Source organism: Enterococcus sp. SMC-9, assembly GCF_021011285.1.
Classification (GTDB): domain Bacteria; phylum Bacillota; class Bacilli; order Lactobacillales; family Enterococcaceae; genus Enterococcus_C; species Enterococcus_C montenegrensis.
The window spans coordinates 52882-68498 of record NZ_JAILYE010000007.1; the positions used below are offsets into that span (position 1 = coordinate 52882).

Consider the following 15617-nt stretch of genomic DNA (forward strand, 5'->3'; position numbering starts at 1 on the left):
TTATGGAATCTACAGTAGAGATTGCGAAGAGAAAAAAATCACATATAAAAAACAAACAATTATCGGATAAGTTGGGTTCTTTTTTATTCGTATTACCTTTTTTGGTTGCTTTTACACTATTTTTGCTCATTCCGATTATATATGGTATTTATATAAGTCTTTTTCAATGGAATTTATTAGATAATATTCCGACATATGTTGGATTAGAAAACTACATTCAATTATTCACTAAAGGAAGTTACACTTATGAAGTTTTTGTTAGTACTTTGGGTAACACAATGCTCTATGCTGTAATAACGGTTCCGCTTTTTACAACGGCTTCGCTAGGCCTAGCAATTTTGGTTAATAATGTTATTCCGAAGTTAACTGGCCTTTTTCGAACTATTTTCTTTTTCCCGTATGTATTATCGCTATCTGTAATAGGAGCCGCATGGGCTTTAATTTTTAATCCCGGCGCAGGATTGCTAAATGCACTTTTAGCAGGGATTGGACTTAATCCAGTTGCTTGGAATGCAACTCCTGGTGGAGCTTGGACGATGATTATAGTTACTTCTTTATGGTGGGGAATAGGGTTTAATATGCTTCTATTCATTAACGCGTTAAATAATATTTCTAATGAACTATATGAAGCCGCTGACATTGATGGAGCTTCTATATGGAAAAAATTTATGTGTATAACATTACCTTCAATTCAACCAATTATGATGTATGTTGTGATTACCTCGACCATAGGTGCATTTAATCTGTATGGGCAACCGTTACTATTAACAGGCGGCGGTCCCGGGACCTCAACAAAAGTAACAATGATGTCAATACTAGACGAAGCATTTATTCGCCATCAACTGGGGTCAGCTTCTGCAATGGCAGTTGTATTAGGAATAATAATTGGTTTATTCATTTTAATTCAATTTATAGTTACACACCGAAAGGAGAAGTAAGATGACATATTCCAAAAGAAAAAATATGGTGGCAACTTTTTTAGCGTTTTTTGTATCATTGCTATTCTTGATTCCTACAGTTTGGATTGTTCTTACTGCATTTAAGACAGATTCCGAAGCACTGAGGGGAGGAATTAATTTTTGGCCAGATAAGTTTACTTTAGAAAACTTTATTTATCTTTTTTCTCCAGATAATTATGAAGTCGATGTCTTTGGTTGGTTGAAGAATACTTTGGTTGTAGCAGTTATAGGTACTCTATCAGTTGTTCTGATTGATTCGATGGCTGCATATGGCTTAGCTAGACTAAATGTTCCTTTTAAAAAGGTTATTTTGTTGCTTATTATGATTAGTATGTTAATCCCTGGTGTTATTACTTTATTACCCCAGTTTTTAAATTTTGCTAATATGGGACTACTGAATACGTATGCTGTTATGATTTTACCAGTGACTGCAAGTACGACAGGTGTTTTCTTACTATATCAATTTTTAAAGGGATTTCCAGAAGCGATTGAAGAATCTGCAGTGTTGGATGGTGCTAACAAATGGCAAATATTTTGGTATGTGGTTTTGCCTAACGTTAAACCAATGGTTGTTACTCTTGCGGTTACGACTTTCATTGGATTGTATAATGATTTTCTCTGGCCGTTAGTAACGATTAACCGAAATCAATTAAAAACAATGACTGTAGGTGTTGCAAATATGATGTCAGGCTCTTTATCTGTAAGTTATGGTCGATTAATGGCTCTATCTTTACTTTCATCAATACCTATGATAATCGTATTTATTATTGCACAAAAACAACTGGTTAAAGCGATTACACATACTGGGATTAAATAAGGATGGAGAAAATATGAAAAAAATTATATCGTCATTTTTTATATTGATTATATTGGTAAGCCTAACTGCGTGTTCAAAGTCCGAAGCAAAGGAAAAAGACAATCGTACTGTGATTACGTATTGGGCATCAATGGGTGGAGCAGATTCAGAGGCTATGCAAAAAATTGTTTATGGGTTTAATAAAAGTCAGGACAAGTACATTTTAGATGCACAATTCATCACGAGTGATTACTATAAAAAAATGGACTTAACTGTAGCCAATAATATGGTTGGTATGCCTGATGTTATGATTATGCATTCAGATAAACTCGCTACCTATGCTCAGCGTGGTATTCTGTCTCCAATATCGGATTTAGGTGAGTCGCCATTATTAGTAAAAGATGCCTATAGTGAAACGGCTTGGGGGGCTGGAGAATATGACGGTGTTCATTACACTGTTCCATTAGATATACATGGACCGGTTTTATACTATAACAAAAAATTATTCAGAGATGCTGGTTTGGATCCTGAGAGTCCACCTCTTAATAAAGAGGAGTTTTTAGAAGCTGCTAGAAAAACAACGAAGGGAGATGATTATGGATTTGTCATGTCAACAGATTTTATCAATGAATTCCTTGTGGAGTCTATGGTAGAACAGCATGGTTCAAGTTTTTTTGACAAAAATAATTATCCTAATTTCGATACGAATGAAATGCGTGATGTTTTACAATTTGAAATGGACATTATAAACAAATATAATATAACTCCTAAGGACGATTACGATACAATTGGGAATTTTTTGCGGGGAAATGTTGCGATGATTTTTAATGGTCCTTGGACTGCTCCGACTTTTGAGAATACCGATTTAGAATGGGGAATGGCAGAAGTCCCTCAATTTTTTAATGAAAAATTGGCTGTAACGTGTAAGTCACATCAATTTGCAATTCCATCAACTTTAAGAGATACAAATAAAAAAGCTGGGGTAAAAGCATTTTTAGAGTATGTGAATCAGAATTCTATGGATTGGTCTAACTCGGGTCAAGCACCAGCATCAAAAGCTGTTTATGAAAGTACAGAATTTAAATCCAAGCCTCAAAATGCAATGGCAAATGAGTTTAAAAGAGCTGTCTTTACTCCACAAGTAGATAGTATTGGCCTATATAGTCAGATGCTTTATGCTCAAATTTCTGAAATAATTTATGGTAGGAAAACGATAGAAGAAGGAATTTTTCAAGCACAAAAAGATGCAGAGAATATGTACGAAGCTGAGCATCTCGATTAATATAATTATAAGGTAGTTAACTCATATGCAGTTAGCTACCTTATTTATGATTTTATAGAAAATATTTATGAGAAGAAAAATGACGATAGTTTGTAAACGCTTTACATAATGTTATGTTAAAATTAATTGAGCTATTATTTTTATCGTCTTAAATTTTCCTTTAAAGGAGGTGCCTGATGGGATTTTGGAGCCGTATATTTGGCAAGGAAAAAACCGATACAACGCAGCGACAATTTGTTTTACAAAACAATGCAGTGGCACACAAAACGCAAACTGACAATGATCAGTGGGAAGAGCTACCTTTTTTTATTCCCAATGAGGATGACAATGAACTTATAAGTGTGATTGCTACAAGTATTGCTGCTGGGAACGAAGAGGGAAGTTCTTTTGTGGTCAAAAAAATTATGAAAAAAAATTCTGAAGCACAATTAGTGGCAATCGTTGCTGCGAGTATTGCCGCCGGGGTAGCACCAGATTCACAATTTATTGTTAAAAAAATTTATCAAAGAAAATGACGGAGGGATTATATGTTACGGAAGTTCAAAATTTCAATTGATGGCAAAGAGTATTTAGTCGAAATGGAAGAAATTGGTGGCGTAACACCGCAAGTACCATCACCAATGCCTGCTGCAGCCACACCACCACCAACGCCAACACCGACAGCGCAACCTGTATCAGAAAGCACACCCAAAGATAAACCAAAATCTACCGCTGCACCAGCAGGTAGTCACACACTCAGTGCCCCTATGCCAGGTACAATTTTAAAATTGTTAGTAAATCCCGGCGAGTCAGTGACAGCGAATCAACCTGTAATGATTTTAGAAGCGATGAAAATGGAAAATGAAATTGTAGCACCAAAAGATGGGACAGTTGCTGAAATCTTTGTGCAGGTGGGGGCAATTGTCAACGCAAGTGATCCCTTGATTGCCTTTAATTAGCAGTTAGGAGGGAAATTTGTTGTCAAAAATTAAATTTATGGAAACCGTTTTGCGCGATGGTCAGCAAAGTCTGATTGCCACTAGGATGCCAACGCGGGATATGTTACCGATTTTAAAAAAGATGGATCAAGCGGGGTATCACGCATTAGAAATGTGGGGTGGTGCCACTTTTGATGCATGCTTGCGCTTTTTGGACGAAGATCCTTGGGAAAGACTACGAGCTATTCGCAAAGAAGTTAAAAATACCAAACTCCAAATGCTTTTGCGGGGACAAAATTTACTTGGTTACAAAAATTATGCTGATGATGTGGTGACTGAATTTGTCAAAAAATCCGTTGAAAATGGTATCGATATTGTGCGTATTTTTGATGCTTTAAATGATACGCACAATTTAAAAACTTCTGTGGAAGCTTGTAAAGCAGCTGGGGGACATTGTCAGACCGCAATTTCGTATACAACCAGCGATTTTCATACTGTTGATTATTTTGTCGCCCTAGCAAAAGAGATGGCCGAACTTGGAGCAGATTCGATTTGTATTAAAGATATGGCAGGGGTACTTGTACCTCAAACCGGGTTTGAACTTGTTAGTCGTATTAAAGATGCTGTTAGTTTACCAGTGGATGTGCACGTGCATGCGACAAGCGGGATTGCGGAGATGACGTATTTAAAAGTAGCTGAAGCCGGAGCAGATATTATTGATACGGCAATTTCTTCTTTTGCTGGTGGGACGAGTCAACCGGCGACAGAATCTGTAGCAATCGCCTTAGCTGGATTAGGTTATGAAACGGGGTTAGATCAAGGAAAATTGGAAAAAATTGCCGATCATTTTAATCCTATTCGCGACCGCTTTAGAAATGAAGGGAAATTAAATCCAAAAGTAAAAGACGTGGAACCAAAAACATTGCTGTATAAAGTGCCTGGTGGGATGTTGTCTAATCTTTTAAGTCAATTAAATGAACAAGGATTAGGAGATAAGTACGATAAAGTTTTAGCTGAAGTGCCAAAAGTGCGGGCTGACTTAGGTTATCCGCCGTTGGTTACACCGCTGTCACAGATGGTAGGAACGCAAGCGTTAATGAATATTATCAGTGGTGAGCGTTACAAATTAGTACCAAAAGAAATTAAAGACTATGTCAAAGGATTGTACGGCAAGCCGCCAGTAGCAATTTCTGAAGCGATTAAAGAAAAAATTATCGGTAATGAAAAAGTGATTACCGAACGTCCCGCTGACTTACTGGCGCCACAATTACCAGGTTTTGAAGCCGAAATAAAGGAGTATGCCCGTTTCATGGAAGATGTCTTAAGCTATGCTGTTTTTCCACAGCAGGCTAAAGACTTCTTGGGCCGCAGAGAAGATCCATTTTACGATGTGCCATTCCAAAATGTCTCGGTGAAAATAGAAGTATAGCAAAGTGATTATCATGTTTTTGTTAGTAAAAGGCCCGAATAAAAGGTGGCGCTAAAAAAGCAGTGACAAAAATTTTGTCACTGCTTTTTTGATGTAATACTAAGTTAGCAGCTATAACAGCGGCATCGTTTAAGGCGAGTGTAGCTGCGCCGACTTAAACTCAAGCGGGCGTTTTTATGACAAATAACTTGCCACTTTCGTTGTAATCAAGTCGACAGCGACGTGATTTTCGCCACCTTCTGGCACGATGATATCTGCATAGCGCTTGGTTGGTTCAATAAATTGGTGATACATTGGTTTTACTACTGATAAGTATTGTTCAATGACCGAGTCAAGCGTACGACCTCGTTCTTCCATATCCCGTTTAATACGGCGGATAATGCGAATATCATCATCAGTATCCACATAGATTTTAATATCCATCAAGTCCCGTAAACGTTCATCTTCTAAAATTAAAATTCCTTCTAAAATAATGACTTCTTTTGGTTCTTGCACGATAGTTGCTTTACTGCGGGTATGGGCCACATAATCATAAACGGGTTTTTCAATTGCTTCATAACACATCAATTTTTTGATATGTTCAATCAAAAGATCAGTATCAAAAGCAAAAGGATGATCGTAGTTTGTATTCAGGCGTTCTTCAAAGCTTAAATTACTTTGATCTTTGTAGTAAGAATCTTGTTCCAGCATCATGATGGAGTGGTCGGGAAAATTATTAAAAATTGCCCGGCTGACACTTGTTTTACCACTACCAGAGCCACCAGTCACACCAATAATGATGGGCTTGTTCTTTGTCATGAGAAAACCTCTTTCATTTTTTGTACTAGGTCTATTATATAGATTTTTTCAGAAAATGCTATGCTTTTTCGTTAAATGACGCGCCTAAAATAGGATAGAGTTGATCTAATACTTTGACTTCATAGGTTGGTTTGACATCTGGTAATAATTGTTTTGCTTCAGGATTTAACCAGACACTGTCTAAACCAGCATTGTTAGCTCCTTTAATATCAGAGGTTAAAGAGTCCCCAATCACCAAAGCCTTTTGGGCAACAAAGTGGGGAATACGGCGGGCCACGTAGTCAAAATATTCTGGCATTGGTTTTTGATAGCCGGTATCTTCTGAAACAAAGATATCTTTAAAATAAGGGAGTAATTTTGCGTCTTCTAAGCGCTTGTATTGCGTTTCAGAAACGCCGTTTGTTACGACATATAAATCGGCTTTATTCGCCAAATCGGCGATAATGCGGCGGCTATTGCCTAATAATTGGTGTCCTTGGGTTAAATAGTGGCGATAGTTTTGATCAAGCGCGGGACCATCGACATCTTTGCCTAAAGTTGCAAATAATTTTTGAAACCGGCCGTTGGTCACTTCTTGGCGACTTAACTTACCTTGTTCATAATCAGCCCACAATTTGTGATTCATCGTCTTGTAATATTTTTCAATTTCTGGCGTTAGGGTCATATTCAGCTGAGCAAAGAGCTTTTGTAAGGCTTGGTCTTCGGCTGCTTTAAAGTCCAGTAAAGTATCATCTAAATCAAATAACAGGGTAGAATAATTCATTTTATTCGCTTCTTTCTATCTAAAATAAGGTTTTAATAAGGTTAATTGCGCTTTTGTTAAGGGAAAATAATCTCCGGGCTGCGAGTTTTCAGGTAAATATAAAGGTCCCATAGCAAGTCGGCGTAAAGTTAGTACTTTTTTTCCACAAGCTAAAAACATTTTCTTGACTTGATGGAATTTACCTTCCCAGATGGTTAGACGGATATAGCTGCGCTGATTTTTCGTATCTATTTGGAGTATTTCTAAATTGGCGGGTTTGCACTGTGTACCATCCAAAAAGATAATCCCATCTCGAAATTTAGTGATATCAGTTTCGGTTACGATTTCATTAATGCAAGCTTCATAAACCTTGGCTACTTTTTTTTCAGGGTGCAATAAATCATAACCGAGTGGCCCGTTGTTTGTTAAAAGTAAAAAACCAGAAGTATCGCGATCTAGGCGACCAACAGCGTATAAATCGGGATACCTGTCAGCTTTTTTTAAACAATCAAAAACAGTTTGGTGGTTTAGATCAGAGTTAGCAGTTACCACGCCAGCTGGTTTATCTAATAAATAATAGACTTCATCGGTAAAGAGCTGTTGATTGCCGACCATGATTTTATGAATTTGACTATCGACGTTACGATTTTGGTGGCGTTCCTTTGTGCCGTCAATTGTTACCTGTCCACTTAAAAAAAGGCGTTTCATTTCTTTGCGGCTGGTATGTAGTGCCTCTTCAATTAATTTGTCTAAGCGCATATTTACTCCTTTATTCAATAGCAAAGTCTTGTCTATTATAGCGAAAAAAAGAGGGATTTACAGCAAAACAGCACTTTCCTTGACTTAAATTTAAATAAGGCCTAAGGTTAAATAGTAAAGTAAATAAAGTTTCTCATACACACAGCGTTACGACCTGGTGGAGAAAGTTTTAACCGACTTTGACAGGACAGTTGTGCATACGACTGTCCTTTTGCGTATTTTTATACGCACCACACTGATGTGCTGAGTAACAAATTTGCTTTTAAAGATTACCGCAATTGCGGCCAAAATTTAGGAGGAATTTAGTTATGGCAGTAAAATTAAATGTAGAAAAAAGAGCAATCCGTCCCCGTTCCCTACGCAATAAATTGCGTCACGAAGGTAAAGTACCAGCAGTTGTAAATGGTTACCAAATTGAAAGTACACCAATTGCAGTTGATGCGGCAGCTCTTGAAAAAATCTATCGTGAACACGGCGCCAATGCTGTTATCGTATTAAGCATTGATGGTAAAAACGTGAACACATTAGTCCGCGGCACACAATCAGATACTTTTACTAAAAAATTGACACACGTTGAATTCTTGTCAGTAAATATGACAGAAGAAACAGAAGTTGAAGCCGAAGTAGTGCTTGTCGGCGAAGCAGCAGGCGTGAAAGCCGGCGGTGTGTTGACACAAACATTATACAATGTCGTTGTTTCAGCAACACCAGACAAATTACCAGAACGCATTGAAGTAGATGTTACGGCTCTTGAAATTGGGGATGCCTTATCAGTTGCCGACTTGCCAAAAGATGCTGACTTCACAATTGTAACTGATCCAGAAGAACAAATCGTAGCTGTAAGTGAAGCGCAAGTCGCTGAAGAAGAAACAGAAGAAGCACCAGCACCAGAAGCACCTGCTGAAGCTGAATAAATTTGACTTAAAGCGCCGCTTTTTTGCGGTGCTTTTTTTCTTTGTAAAGTAAAATTACAGCAACTTTTCCAATTTAAACAAAGCTTTTACAAATTACCTTTATAAGTGCAATTTTTTTGCATTCTTACTTATTTAAAGTATGATAGACATAGAATCGATACTGATGTTTAACCTACGAATTAAGATGGTAAAAAAACCATTTCTAAAAAAATGAATCGTAGTAAACACTGCCTTAGGAGGTTTTGAATTTGTTTGAAGTATTTGATAAAAAACGTAGCCGCTTTGCTTCTGTTGGCGTTGTTTCTAGCATGCCAGGAGAATTAATTGACAGCATTTGGTTCATTATCGACCTTGATTTAAAAGGAGTAGTACCTTTAAATAATTTAATCGCTTTTGAATTACTAAATCATGATGGCAAAGTGACCATGCATTTTTCGCAAGAAAATAGTGAAGTTGAAATGGATATAGACTTACCTTTCCCATTTTCTTATGAATTGCCCCAAGAAGTTTATGCTTATGACGATGGAAAACAACAAACAATCTTGTTGCCAAGTGAAACAAACCGTTAGAGATATTTACTCTCACCTTGAAAGGTGAGAGTTTTTTTACGATCAAAGGTTTTTTACCTGAGATAGCTAGTGTGTTTAAAGATCGTTTGCTCCTGGGATAATGCGAGGGCTAATAAGAAATGATTGACAAGGGGGAGTTTTACGGTTAGAGTAGTGAACATGCGATGAGTCGATAAGACCAACTTGTTTGGTCGAGTCAAACAGCAACACCAGAAGGAAACTTCACTGCCGGATTTGCAGGGTGTTGGAAGTGAGGTAGTGGACGACCAAGCTTCTACCAATTTTGGTACTGGAAAAAGTAGCTTTGAGAATTTTCTCTCAAAGCTACTTTTTTGTTTTACAATTAAGAGGCAAAATGAAAGCGTTTTGTCACAAGCAATAAGCAGGAGTTTTCAAAAATTTTTTTAAATTTTTAGGAAAGTTCAGCTTATTGTCGCAGCGACTGCTCTTTGTTTTACCGTTTAACACGAGGCAAAATAAAAAGTTCTTATAAAAAAGGCGGAAAGAAAAAGTTCTCGTAACTTTTTCTTTCCGCCTTTACATTTATTATGCCAGTAATAAATGAATAGTTAATGCGTTTGATTATTTTGCTTTTTCGGCAGCGTAGATAGCGTTACGTTTTTTCATTTCTCGTGCATACCAGACGAAGATTAATAAGTAAGCGACTAAGGCTAAAGCTGCGTATAAGACAAAGGTGATTTCACCTTGAGAAGCGTTTCCGACTAGGTAAGCCAAGAATTTTTCAACTGGGCCTTCCATCGTTGTATGAGAAATCAAAGCATCTGCATTTAAACCTTTAGGGAATGCGCCAACTTTTTTAGCTGTTTCTGTAATAAATGGTGCCATTAATGTACCAGACCATAAGAAGACAGGTAATTCGATTGCACCGATAACGATCATGCGGATTAATTTCCCGCGTGTTACAACTAACAATGCTGGTGTAACACCCATTGCAATGATACCACCAAGTGGCAATAATTTATTACCAGGTAAGATCATAGCTTCTAATAACATAATTGGTGCTAAAACGTTCGCAGCAGCCCAAATTTCGGCACGGCCTGCGATGAACGGCCAGTCTAAACCAATGTTTAATGTGCGACCTTTTAATTTGTTGCTGGCAAAATCAGTAATACCTTGTGATAGAGGTTCAACAGCTGCGATAAACCAAGCACCGATCATTGAGAATAACTCCAAACAGGTTGCGGCTGTAAATGCTAAAGCGAAGATTTGTGTTGGTGTTTGTCCAGCTAACATCCCCACGAAGATACCTAAATAAATACCAATTGCAAATTTAGAACCCCAAAAACCGATTTTACTGTTCAATTTAGCAGCATCAAAATCGTATTTATCTAACCAAGGGAAAACTTTGTCAAAAATTTTATCAAAAACCATAATAATTGGATTCATCATATAGTTCATGTGGGTGGTTGTCATTGGGTTAGCATCAGGTGCATTTAATAAATCGTTAAAAGTTGGTTTCATCAAGTCAGAGTTGATAATTTTCAATACGCCGATGAAGATAACCAATGCTGTTGCGATAAACAAGTTGGCACCACAAAAGATTGCAAATAAGCCAACGATAGATAAATGCCAAATATCAAAGATATCAACATCTAATGTATTGGTACGATTTAAAACTAACATTACAATATTGACAATTACCATAATCAATAAGAAATAAAGTGTGTAAGGGGAGCCCCAAGTAATAGTAGCAAGAGGAGCCCAACCAACGTCAGTGATATTTAATGAAAGACCTGTACGTTCAACAAATGATTGCATGGCATCAGCAAATGATGTCGATAAAATATTAATAATAGCTCCGATACCGGTTAATGCAATCCCTAATTTAAGCCCACCTTCTAATGCTTTGGTGAATTTTACTTTGAATAATAGTGCGATTAACGTTAAAACAATTGTCATTAATGGCGCTGCCCCTAAATTGATTAAGGGTTGAAAGACCTTGTTGGCTAAATCAATAACTGTACTCATATTTTCTTCTCCTCTTTAGATAGTGCAAACGGAGAAAAAGAACTCCGTTTGCTACTTATTTATTTTTGCACTTGTTTAATAGCTGCTTCCATTTGCGTGTAAACCGGTTCAGCCATTGCAGGAATGCGATAAAGGATTGCGCCAGCATCGACAACAGGAATATTAACAGGAAACCCTAAATCTGTGTTGGCAATTTGAGCAAAGATATCGTAGTGAGACAACATTTCTTCATTAATGTCTTTAATCATGACCGCATCACAACTTACTTGATACCCACGTTTTGCTAATTCGCTTTCTAAAGCGCTTTTAATTTGGTGGCTGGAATTAACTCCGGCGCCACATGCTGCTAGAATTTTGACCATTTCAATTTCATCCTTTCTTAATTGCGATAGTATTATTTTTGTACTTGTTTAATAGCTGCTTCCATTTGCGCGTAAACCGGTTCAGCCATTGCCGGAATGCGGTAAAGAATTGCGCCAGCATCAACGACAGGAATATTAACAGGAAACCCTAAATCTGTGTTGGCAATTTGAGCAAAGATATCGTAGTGAGATAACATTTCTTCATTAATGTCTTTAATCATGACCGCATCACAACTTACTTGATACCCGCGTTTTGCTAATTCGCTTTCTAAAGCGCTTTTAATTTGGTGGCTGGAATTAACTCCGGCGCCACATGCTGCTAAAATTTTAACCATAGTGATTACTCTCCTTTAAAATTTTCTACTAAAAATTGGTAAATTTGTTTTGGATCTTCATAAGTAAAGAATTCAAGCATTTTTTTGCGATCAGTAGAATTAATAAAATCCATGATATCTGCCAATAAACCGGCCTGCGCTTCACCATCTTCATTCAAAATCATAAATAGAAAAGAAACTTGTAATTCTTCATCTGGATTGATCATATTGTGAAATGTGATTGCTTGATTAATTTTGATTGGCACAATTCGCGTTGTTTTAACGAATTCGCTTTCAGTATGAGGTATCGCAATATTAGGTAACTGTGAATCAACAGGGGTCATATCTAAACCTGTTGGATAATTTAACTCACGTTCAATCAAATTTACGATGAAATCATCTGTTACCAAATCTTTCTTTAATAAATCTTGGTAAACTTCGTTGAAGACTTCTTCTTGCGTGGTTTTATCAGATACATAAACCGTGTCAGGGGCAAAGAATTCTTTTCCTGTACTCACTATAATTCCTCCTGTTCGCTTTTGTTTAATAGTGTGTTTAAACCTTGCTTACACTCATATTATAATCGCTTTCAAACGCTTGTCAACTAGAAATCAAAATAAAATAAACACTAATTCGCGTTTTATTGTTGAAAAATGTTTTGTTCTGTTTTAATATGAGGATGAAAGGAGGGTGCATATGCTTAAAAGTGAACGACAACGCTCCATTTTAAATCTTTGTGAGCAATATGGTGTGATTACAGTACAATTTGTGCGTAAAAATCTCCAAGTATCGGATATGACGATTCGGCGTGATTTGGAAGAATTGGCGCAGCAAGATAAAATCATTCGCGTTCACGGTGGTGCGCAAAGTAAAACATTTGCCACTGGGAAAAGTACGGTGACTGAAAATGCTGCAATAGTGCCATTAGACGATTTGGAACTTTCCCATTTAGAGAAAAAGCGCATTAGTATAGAAGAAAAAAATTATATTGCCAAACAGGCTGTTCAATTTATTGATTCAGGAGATACGATTTTTTTAGGTTCAGGGACAACAATTGAATTAATGACAAAATATTTAATGAAACATGATTTGCGGGTTGTTACGAATAGTTTGCCAGTCTTTAACTTATTACAAGAAAATGAACAGTTGGATTTATATTTGGTTGGCGGGTCTTATCGGCAAAAAACTGGCGCTTTCGTGGGATCAATCGCCAATGAAACAATTCAAAAGTTAAGTATTGAAAAAGCGTTTGTTGGAGTCAATGGCGTAAGGGAAGAATATGTATCTACTTTCAGCATCGAAGAAGGCAAGTTTCAACAACTGGTTTTAAATCAGGCAAAGAAGCGTTACTTGGTTGCCGATGCACATAAATTTAACCAAAGTGATTTTTATAACTTTTTCAATTTACGGGATATTGATGCATTATTCACCGATAAAAATATTGAAGAAGCTGTCAAAAATAAATATCAACAATATACCACTATCTATAGTTAGAAAAGATAGCGAAATTAGAGGAGGAATACAAATGCGTGTCGTACTTGGTTCAGATGCACAGGCAAAGAAATTGAAGGATATTATCAAAGAGTATTTAGTTGGCGAAGGTTTTGAAGTCGTGGATAAAACAGAAACACCAGCCGCAGATTTCGTTGATTCAACTTTAGCTATCGCAAATGATATTAAAGAAAACGAAGGCTCAATGGGAATTGCTTTTGATGGTTACGGTGCGGGGAGTTTTATGGTAGCCACAAAAGTTAAAGGGATGGTCGCTGCAGAAGTTTCAGACGAACGTTCTGCATACATGACTAGAGAACACAACAATGCCCGTATGATTACGATTGGTTCTGAAATTGTCGGTGAAGAGTTGGCAAAAAATATTGTCAAAGAATTTTTATCTGCTCACTATGACGGTGGCCGTCATCAAATTCGCGTGGATATGCTAAATAAAATGGCGTAGAGATTTTTGTTTTGCCAACTGCCTGTAAGAAGTAAGTTTTTGAATTACAAATGATGAAATTAGTTTAAAGATGAGAGGAAGAATGAATAATGAAAATTGCCATTGGTTGTGACCACATTGTCACAGATACAAAAATCGCAGTTTCTGATTTTTTGAAAAGTAAAGGTTATGAAGTAATAGATTGTGGCACGTATGATTTTACCCGGACCCATTATCCAATTTACGGTAAACGCGTCGGAGAAGCAGTAGCAAGCGGGGCTGCAGACCTTGGTGTGACGATTTGTGGTACCGGCGTTGGGATCACAAACTCTGTCAATAAAGTGCCCGGTGTACGTGCTGCCCTAGTGCGGGACATGACGACTGCTATTTATTCAAAAGAACAATTAAATGCCAATGTAATTGGTTTTGGTGGAAAAATTACTGGTGAATTCTTAATCAATGATATTATTGAAGCTTTCATTAAAGCAGAATACAAAGAAACACCAGAAAACAAAGCGTTAATTGAAAAAATTAATGCCGTTGAAGGACCAAAACCAGAACAAGCAGATGCGCATTACTTCGATGAATTTTTAGCAAAATGGGATCGTGGCGAATATCACGACTAATTTTGGCTCATAAAAGCTGAGATTTTTGTAAATTCAAGTTGTTTCTGTTAAATTTTAAGTACAGTTGTGAGTAAGCCAGCAGTTGATAATCAACTGTTGGCTTTTTTGCTATCAAAAATATATCATCCTCACAGGAATATCTCGCTTTGCAGCAGTGTATCAATGACTCAAAGATGTGCGATTCCGTCAGCTTTTCTGAGCTGGCTAACCTTTTGAGGGAACTTGCTGTGAGAATAAGCCAAATTTCAAGAAAAAGGAGAATTTATCATGATTTCATATGGAATTGTCAGTACCGCATCAATTGTACCTCGCTTTGTGGCAGGAATTCGTGCTAGTAAAGAAGGCGATGTAGCTGCGATTGCTTCACGAGAATTAGCCAAGGCACAAAAAGTAGCAACCAAGCTTCAGATTAAAAAAGCTTATGGTAGCTATGAGGAACTGTTTTCTGATGAAGAAATCGATATTATCTATATTGCAACTTATAATAAAGGACACTACGAAACCGCCAAGCAAGCCCTAGAAGCAGGAAAGCCAGTACTATTGGAAAAACCTTTTACTTTATCTGCTAATGAAGCAAGTGAATTGTTTGAATTGGCTGCAAAAAAAGGTCTCTTTTTGATGGAAGCGCAAAAAGCTGTTTTTTTACCGATTACTTTAGCTGTGAAAAAAGCAATCGAAGCTGGAAAAATTGGAGAAGTTAAATTAATGCGCTCGATAACGTCATATCCCAATATCGATCATGTGAAATGGTTTCCAAGTCTTGAAGCAGGAGGGGGAACGTTGCATGGTTCAGGCAGTTATCCGCTTCATTATATGCACTACATTACAGGGGAGAACTATCAAGCGGTGACCGGCAACGCGATCATGCCAAAGGGGCGTTCTGATAAGCAAAGCGACTTGAGTTTGAAATTTGGGACAGCTATTTTAGCTAATATTTTTATTACGACTGAATTTGGTACAGATAATGGAATGACAATTTATGGCAGTCAAGGTCGCATTGAAATTCCTAACTTTTGGAAAACGCAAGTCGCTACGATTTTTACCAAAGAAGGACGGGAAGATTTACAAATTCCTTTTACCAGTGAATTTGCTTATGAAGTCGATCACGTGAATGAATGTTTGAAAAAAGGCTTATTGACAAGTCCAATTATGACACCGGAATTGACCATTGAAACAGTAACATTAGTGGAAAATCAATATAAAAAATGGTTACAAGCTCAATAAAAGT

General features: G+C 37.1%; 19 protein-coding genes. 12 read left to right on the forward strand and 7 right to left on the reverse strand.

The window, feature by feature from the left end:
- Positions 1-2 precede the first annotated feature (2 nt).
- The 6 genes from K4422_RS11765 (at position 3) to K4422_RS11790 (ending at position 5383) form a co-directional block, all read left to right on the forward strand.
- Positions 3-938 carry a carbohydrate ABC transporter permease gene (locus K4422_RS11765; protein WP_230711236.1) on the forward strand — a complete coding sequence of 312 codons (936 nt, stop codon included), beginning with the start codon at positions 3-5 and terminating at the stop codon, positions 936-938.
- A 1-nt stretch (position 939) separates the two neighbouring features.
- Positions 940-1776: a carbohydrate ABC transporter permease gene (locus K4422_RS11770; protein ID WP_230711237.1), complete on the forward strand. Its 837-nt coding sequence runs from the start codon at positions 940-942 to the stop codon at positions 1774-1776.
- A gap of 13 nt (positions 1777-1789) precedes the next feature.
- The gene (locus tag K4422_RS11775) at positions 1790-3037 is read left to right on the forward strand and encodes an ABC transporter substrate-binding protein (RefSeq protein ID WP_230711238.1); all 1248 of its coding nucleotides are present in this window, start codon (positions 1790-1792) and stop codon (positions 3035-3037) included.
- A 176-nt stretch (positions 3038-3213) separates the two neighbouring features.
- Positions 3214-3552: a hypothetical protein gene (locus tag K4422_RS11780; protein ID WP_230711239.1), complete on the forward strand. Its 339-nt coding sequence runs from the start codon at positions 3214-3216 to the stop codon at positions 3550-3552.
- Between the two features lie 12 nt (positions 3553-3564).
- Positions 3565-3975, forward strand: coding sequence for an acetyl-CoA carboxylase biotin carboxyl carrier protein subunit (locus K4422_RS11785; RefSeq protein WP_230711240.1), 411 nt, complete (start codon positions 3565-3567; stop codon positions 3973-3975).
- Positions 3976-3994: 19 nt separating this feature from the next.
- Entirely contained in the window at positions 3995-5383 is a 1389-nt protein-coding gene (locus K4422_RS11790; protein WP_230711241.1) for an oxaloacetate decarboxylase subunit alpha, read from the forward strand.
- Between the two features lie 174 nt (positions 5384-5557).
- Here K4422_RS11790 and udk read toward each other — a convergent pair whose 3' ends face one another.
- Genes udk through K4422_RS11805 form a run of 3 tightly spaced genes read right to left on the reverse strand, consistent with a single transcriptional unit; the run spans position 5558 to position 7682 of the window.
- On the reverse strand, positions 5558-6181 hold the full coding sequence (udk, locus tag K4422_RS11795) for a uridine kinase (RefSeq protein ID WP_206903543.1): 624 nt from the start codon (positions 6179-6181) through the stop codon (positions 5558-5560).
- Between the two features lie 58 nt (positions 6182-6239).
- Positions 6240-6944: a YjjG family noncanonical pyrimidine nucleotidase gene (locus K4422_RS11800; RefSeq protein WP_230711242.1), complete on the reverse strand. Its 705-nt coding sequence runs from the start codon at positions 6942-6944 to the stop codon at positions 6240-6242.
- Positions 6945-6959: 15 nt separating this feature from the next.
- Complete coding sequence (locus K4422_RS11805) at positions 6960-7682, reverse strand: 16S rRNA pseudouridine(516) synthase (RefSeq protein WP_230711243.1); 723 nt, start codon at positions 7680-7682, stop codon at positions 6960-6962.
- A gap of 308 nt (positions 7683-7990) precedes the next feature.
- Here K4422_RS11805 and K4422_RS11810 point away from each other — a divergent pair, with 308 nt between their 5' ends.
- Positions 7991-8596, forward strand: coding sequence for a 50S ribosomal protein L25/general stress protein Ctc (locus K4422_RS11810; protein ID WP_230711244.1), 606 nt, complete (start codon positions 7991-7993; stop codon positions 8594-8596).
- 248 nt (positions 8597-8844) lie between these two features.
- A complete protein-coding gene (locus K4422_RS11815) occupies positions 8845-9165 on the forward strand; it encodes a DUF960 domain-containing protein (RefSeq protein WP_173103702.1) in 321 nt (106 codons plus the stop codon).
- A 582-nt stretch (positions 9166-9747) separates the two neighbouring features.
- Here K4422_RS11815 and K4422_RS11820 read toward each other — a convergent pair.
- The 4 genes from K4422_RS11820 to K4422_RS11835 are packed head-to-tail and all read right to left on the reverse strand — an operon-like array spanning position 9748 to position 12348.
- Complete coding sequence (locus tag K4422_RS11820) at positions 9748-11154, reverse strand: PTS galactitol transporter subunit IIC (protein ID WP_206903547.1); 1407 nt, start codon at positions 11152-11154, stop codon at positions 9748-9750.
- A 59-nt stretch (positions 11155-11213) separates the two neighbouring features.
- Positions 11214-11516 (reverse strand): PTS sugar transporter subunit IIB, encoded by a 303-nt coding sequence (locus tag K4422_RS11825; RefSeq protein ID WP_206903548.1) that lies wholly within the window; start codon positions 11514-11516, stop codon positions 11214-11216.
- A 32-nt stretch (positions 11517-11548) separates the two neighbouring features.
- The gene (locus tag K4422_RS11830) at positions 11549-11851 is read right to left on the reverse strand and encodes a PTS sugar transporter subunit IIB (RefSeq protein ID WP_206903549.1); all 303 of its coding nucleotides are present in this window, start codon (positions 11849-11851) and stop codon (positions 11549-11551) included.
- A gap of 5 nt (positions 11852-11856) precedes the next feature.
- Positions 11857-12348: a PTS sugar transporter subunit IIA gene (locus tag K4422_RS11835; protein WP_206903550.1), complete on the reverse strand. Its 492-nt coding sequence runs from the start codon at positions 12346-12348 to the stop codon at positions 11857-11859.
- Between the two features lie 178 nt (positions 12349-12526).
- Between K4422_RS11835 and K4422_RS11840 the strand changes: the two genes are divergently transcribed.
- The 4 genes from K4422_RS11840 to K4422_RS11855 all read left to right on the forward strand — a co-directional run bounded on the left by K4422_RS11840 (position 12527) and on the right by K4422_RS11855 (position 15613).
- Positions 12527-13324, forward strand: a complete 798-nt coding sequence (locus tag K4422_RS11840; RefSeq protein ID WP_230711245.1) for a DeoR/GlpR family DNA-binding transcription regulator — start codon at positions 12527-12529, stop codon at positions 13322-13324.
- 31 nt (positions 13325-13355) lie between these two features.
- Entirely contained in the window at positions 13356-13784 is a 429-nt protein-coding gene (lacA, locus tag K4422_RS11845; RefSeq protein ID WP_230711246.1) for a galactose-6-phosphate isomerase subunit LacA, read from the forward strand.
- Positions 13785-13873: 89 nt separating this feature from the next.
- Entirely contained in the window at positions 13874-14389 is a 516-nt protein-coding gene (gene lacB / locus K4422_RS11850; protein WP_230711247.1) for a galactose-6-phosphate isomerase subunit LacB, read from the forward strand.
- 267 nt (positions 14390-14656) lie between these two features.
- Complete coding sequence (locus tag K4422_RS11855; protein ID WP_230711248.1) at positions 14657-15613, forward strand: Gfo/Idh/MocA family protein; 957 nt, start codon at positions 14657-14659, stop codon at positions 15611-15613.
- The last annotated feature ends 4 nt before the right edge of the window (positions 15614-15617 follow it).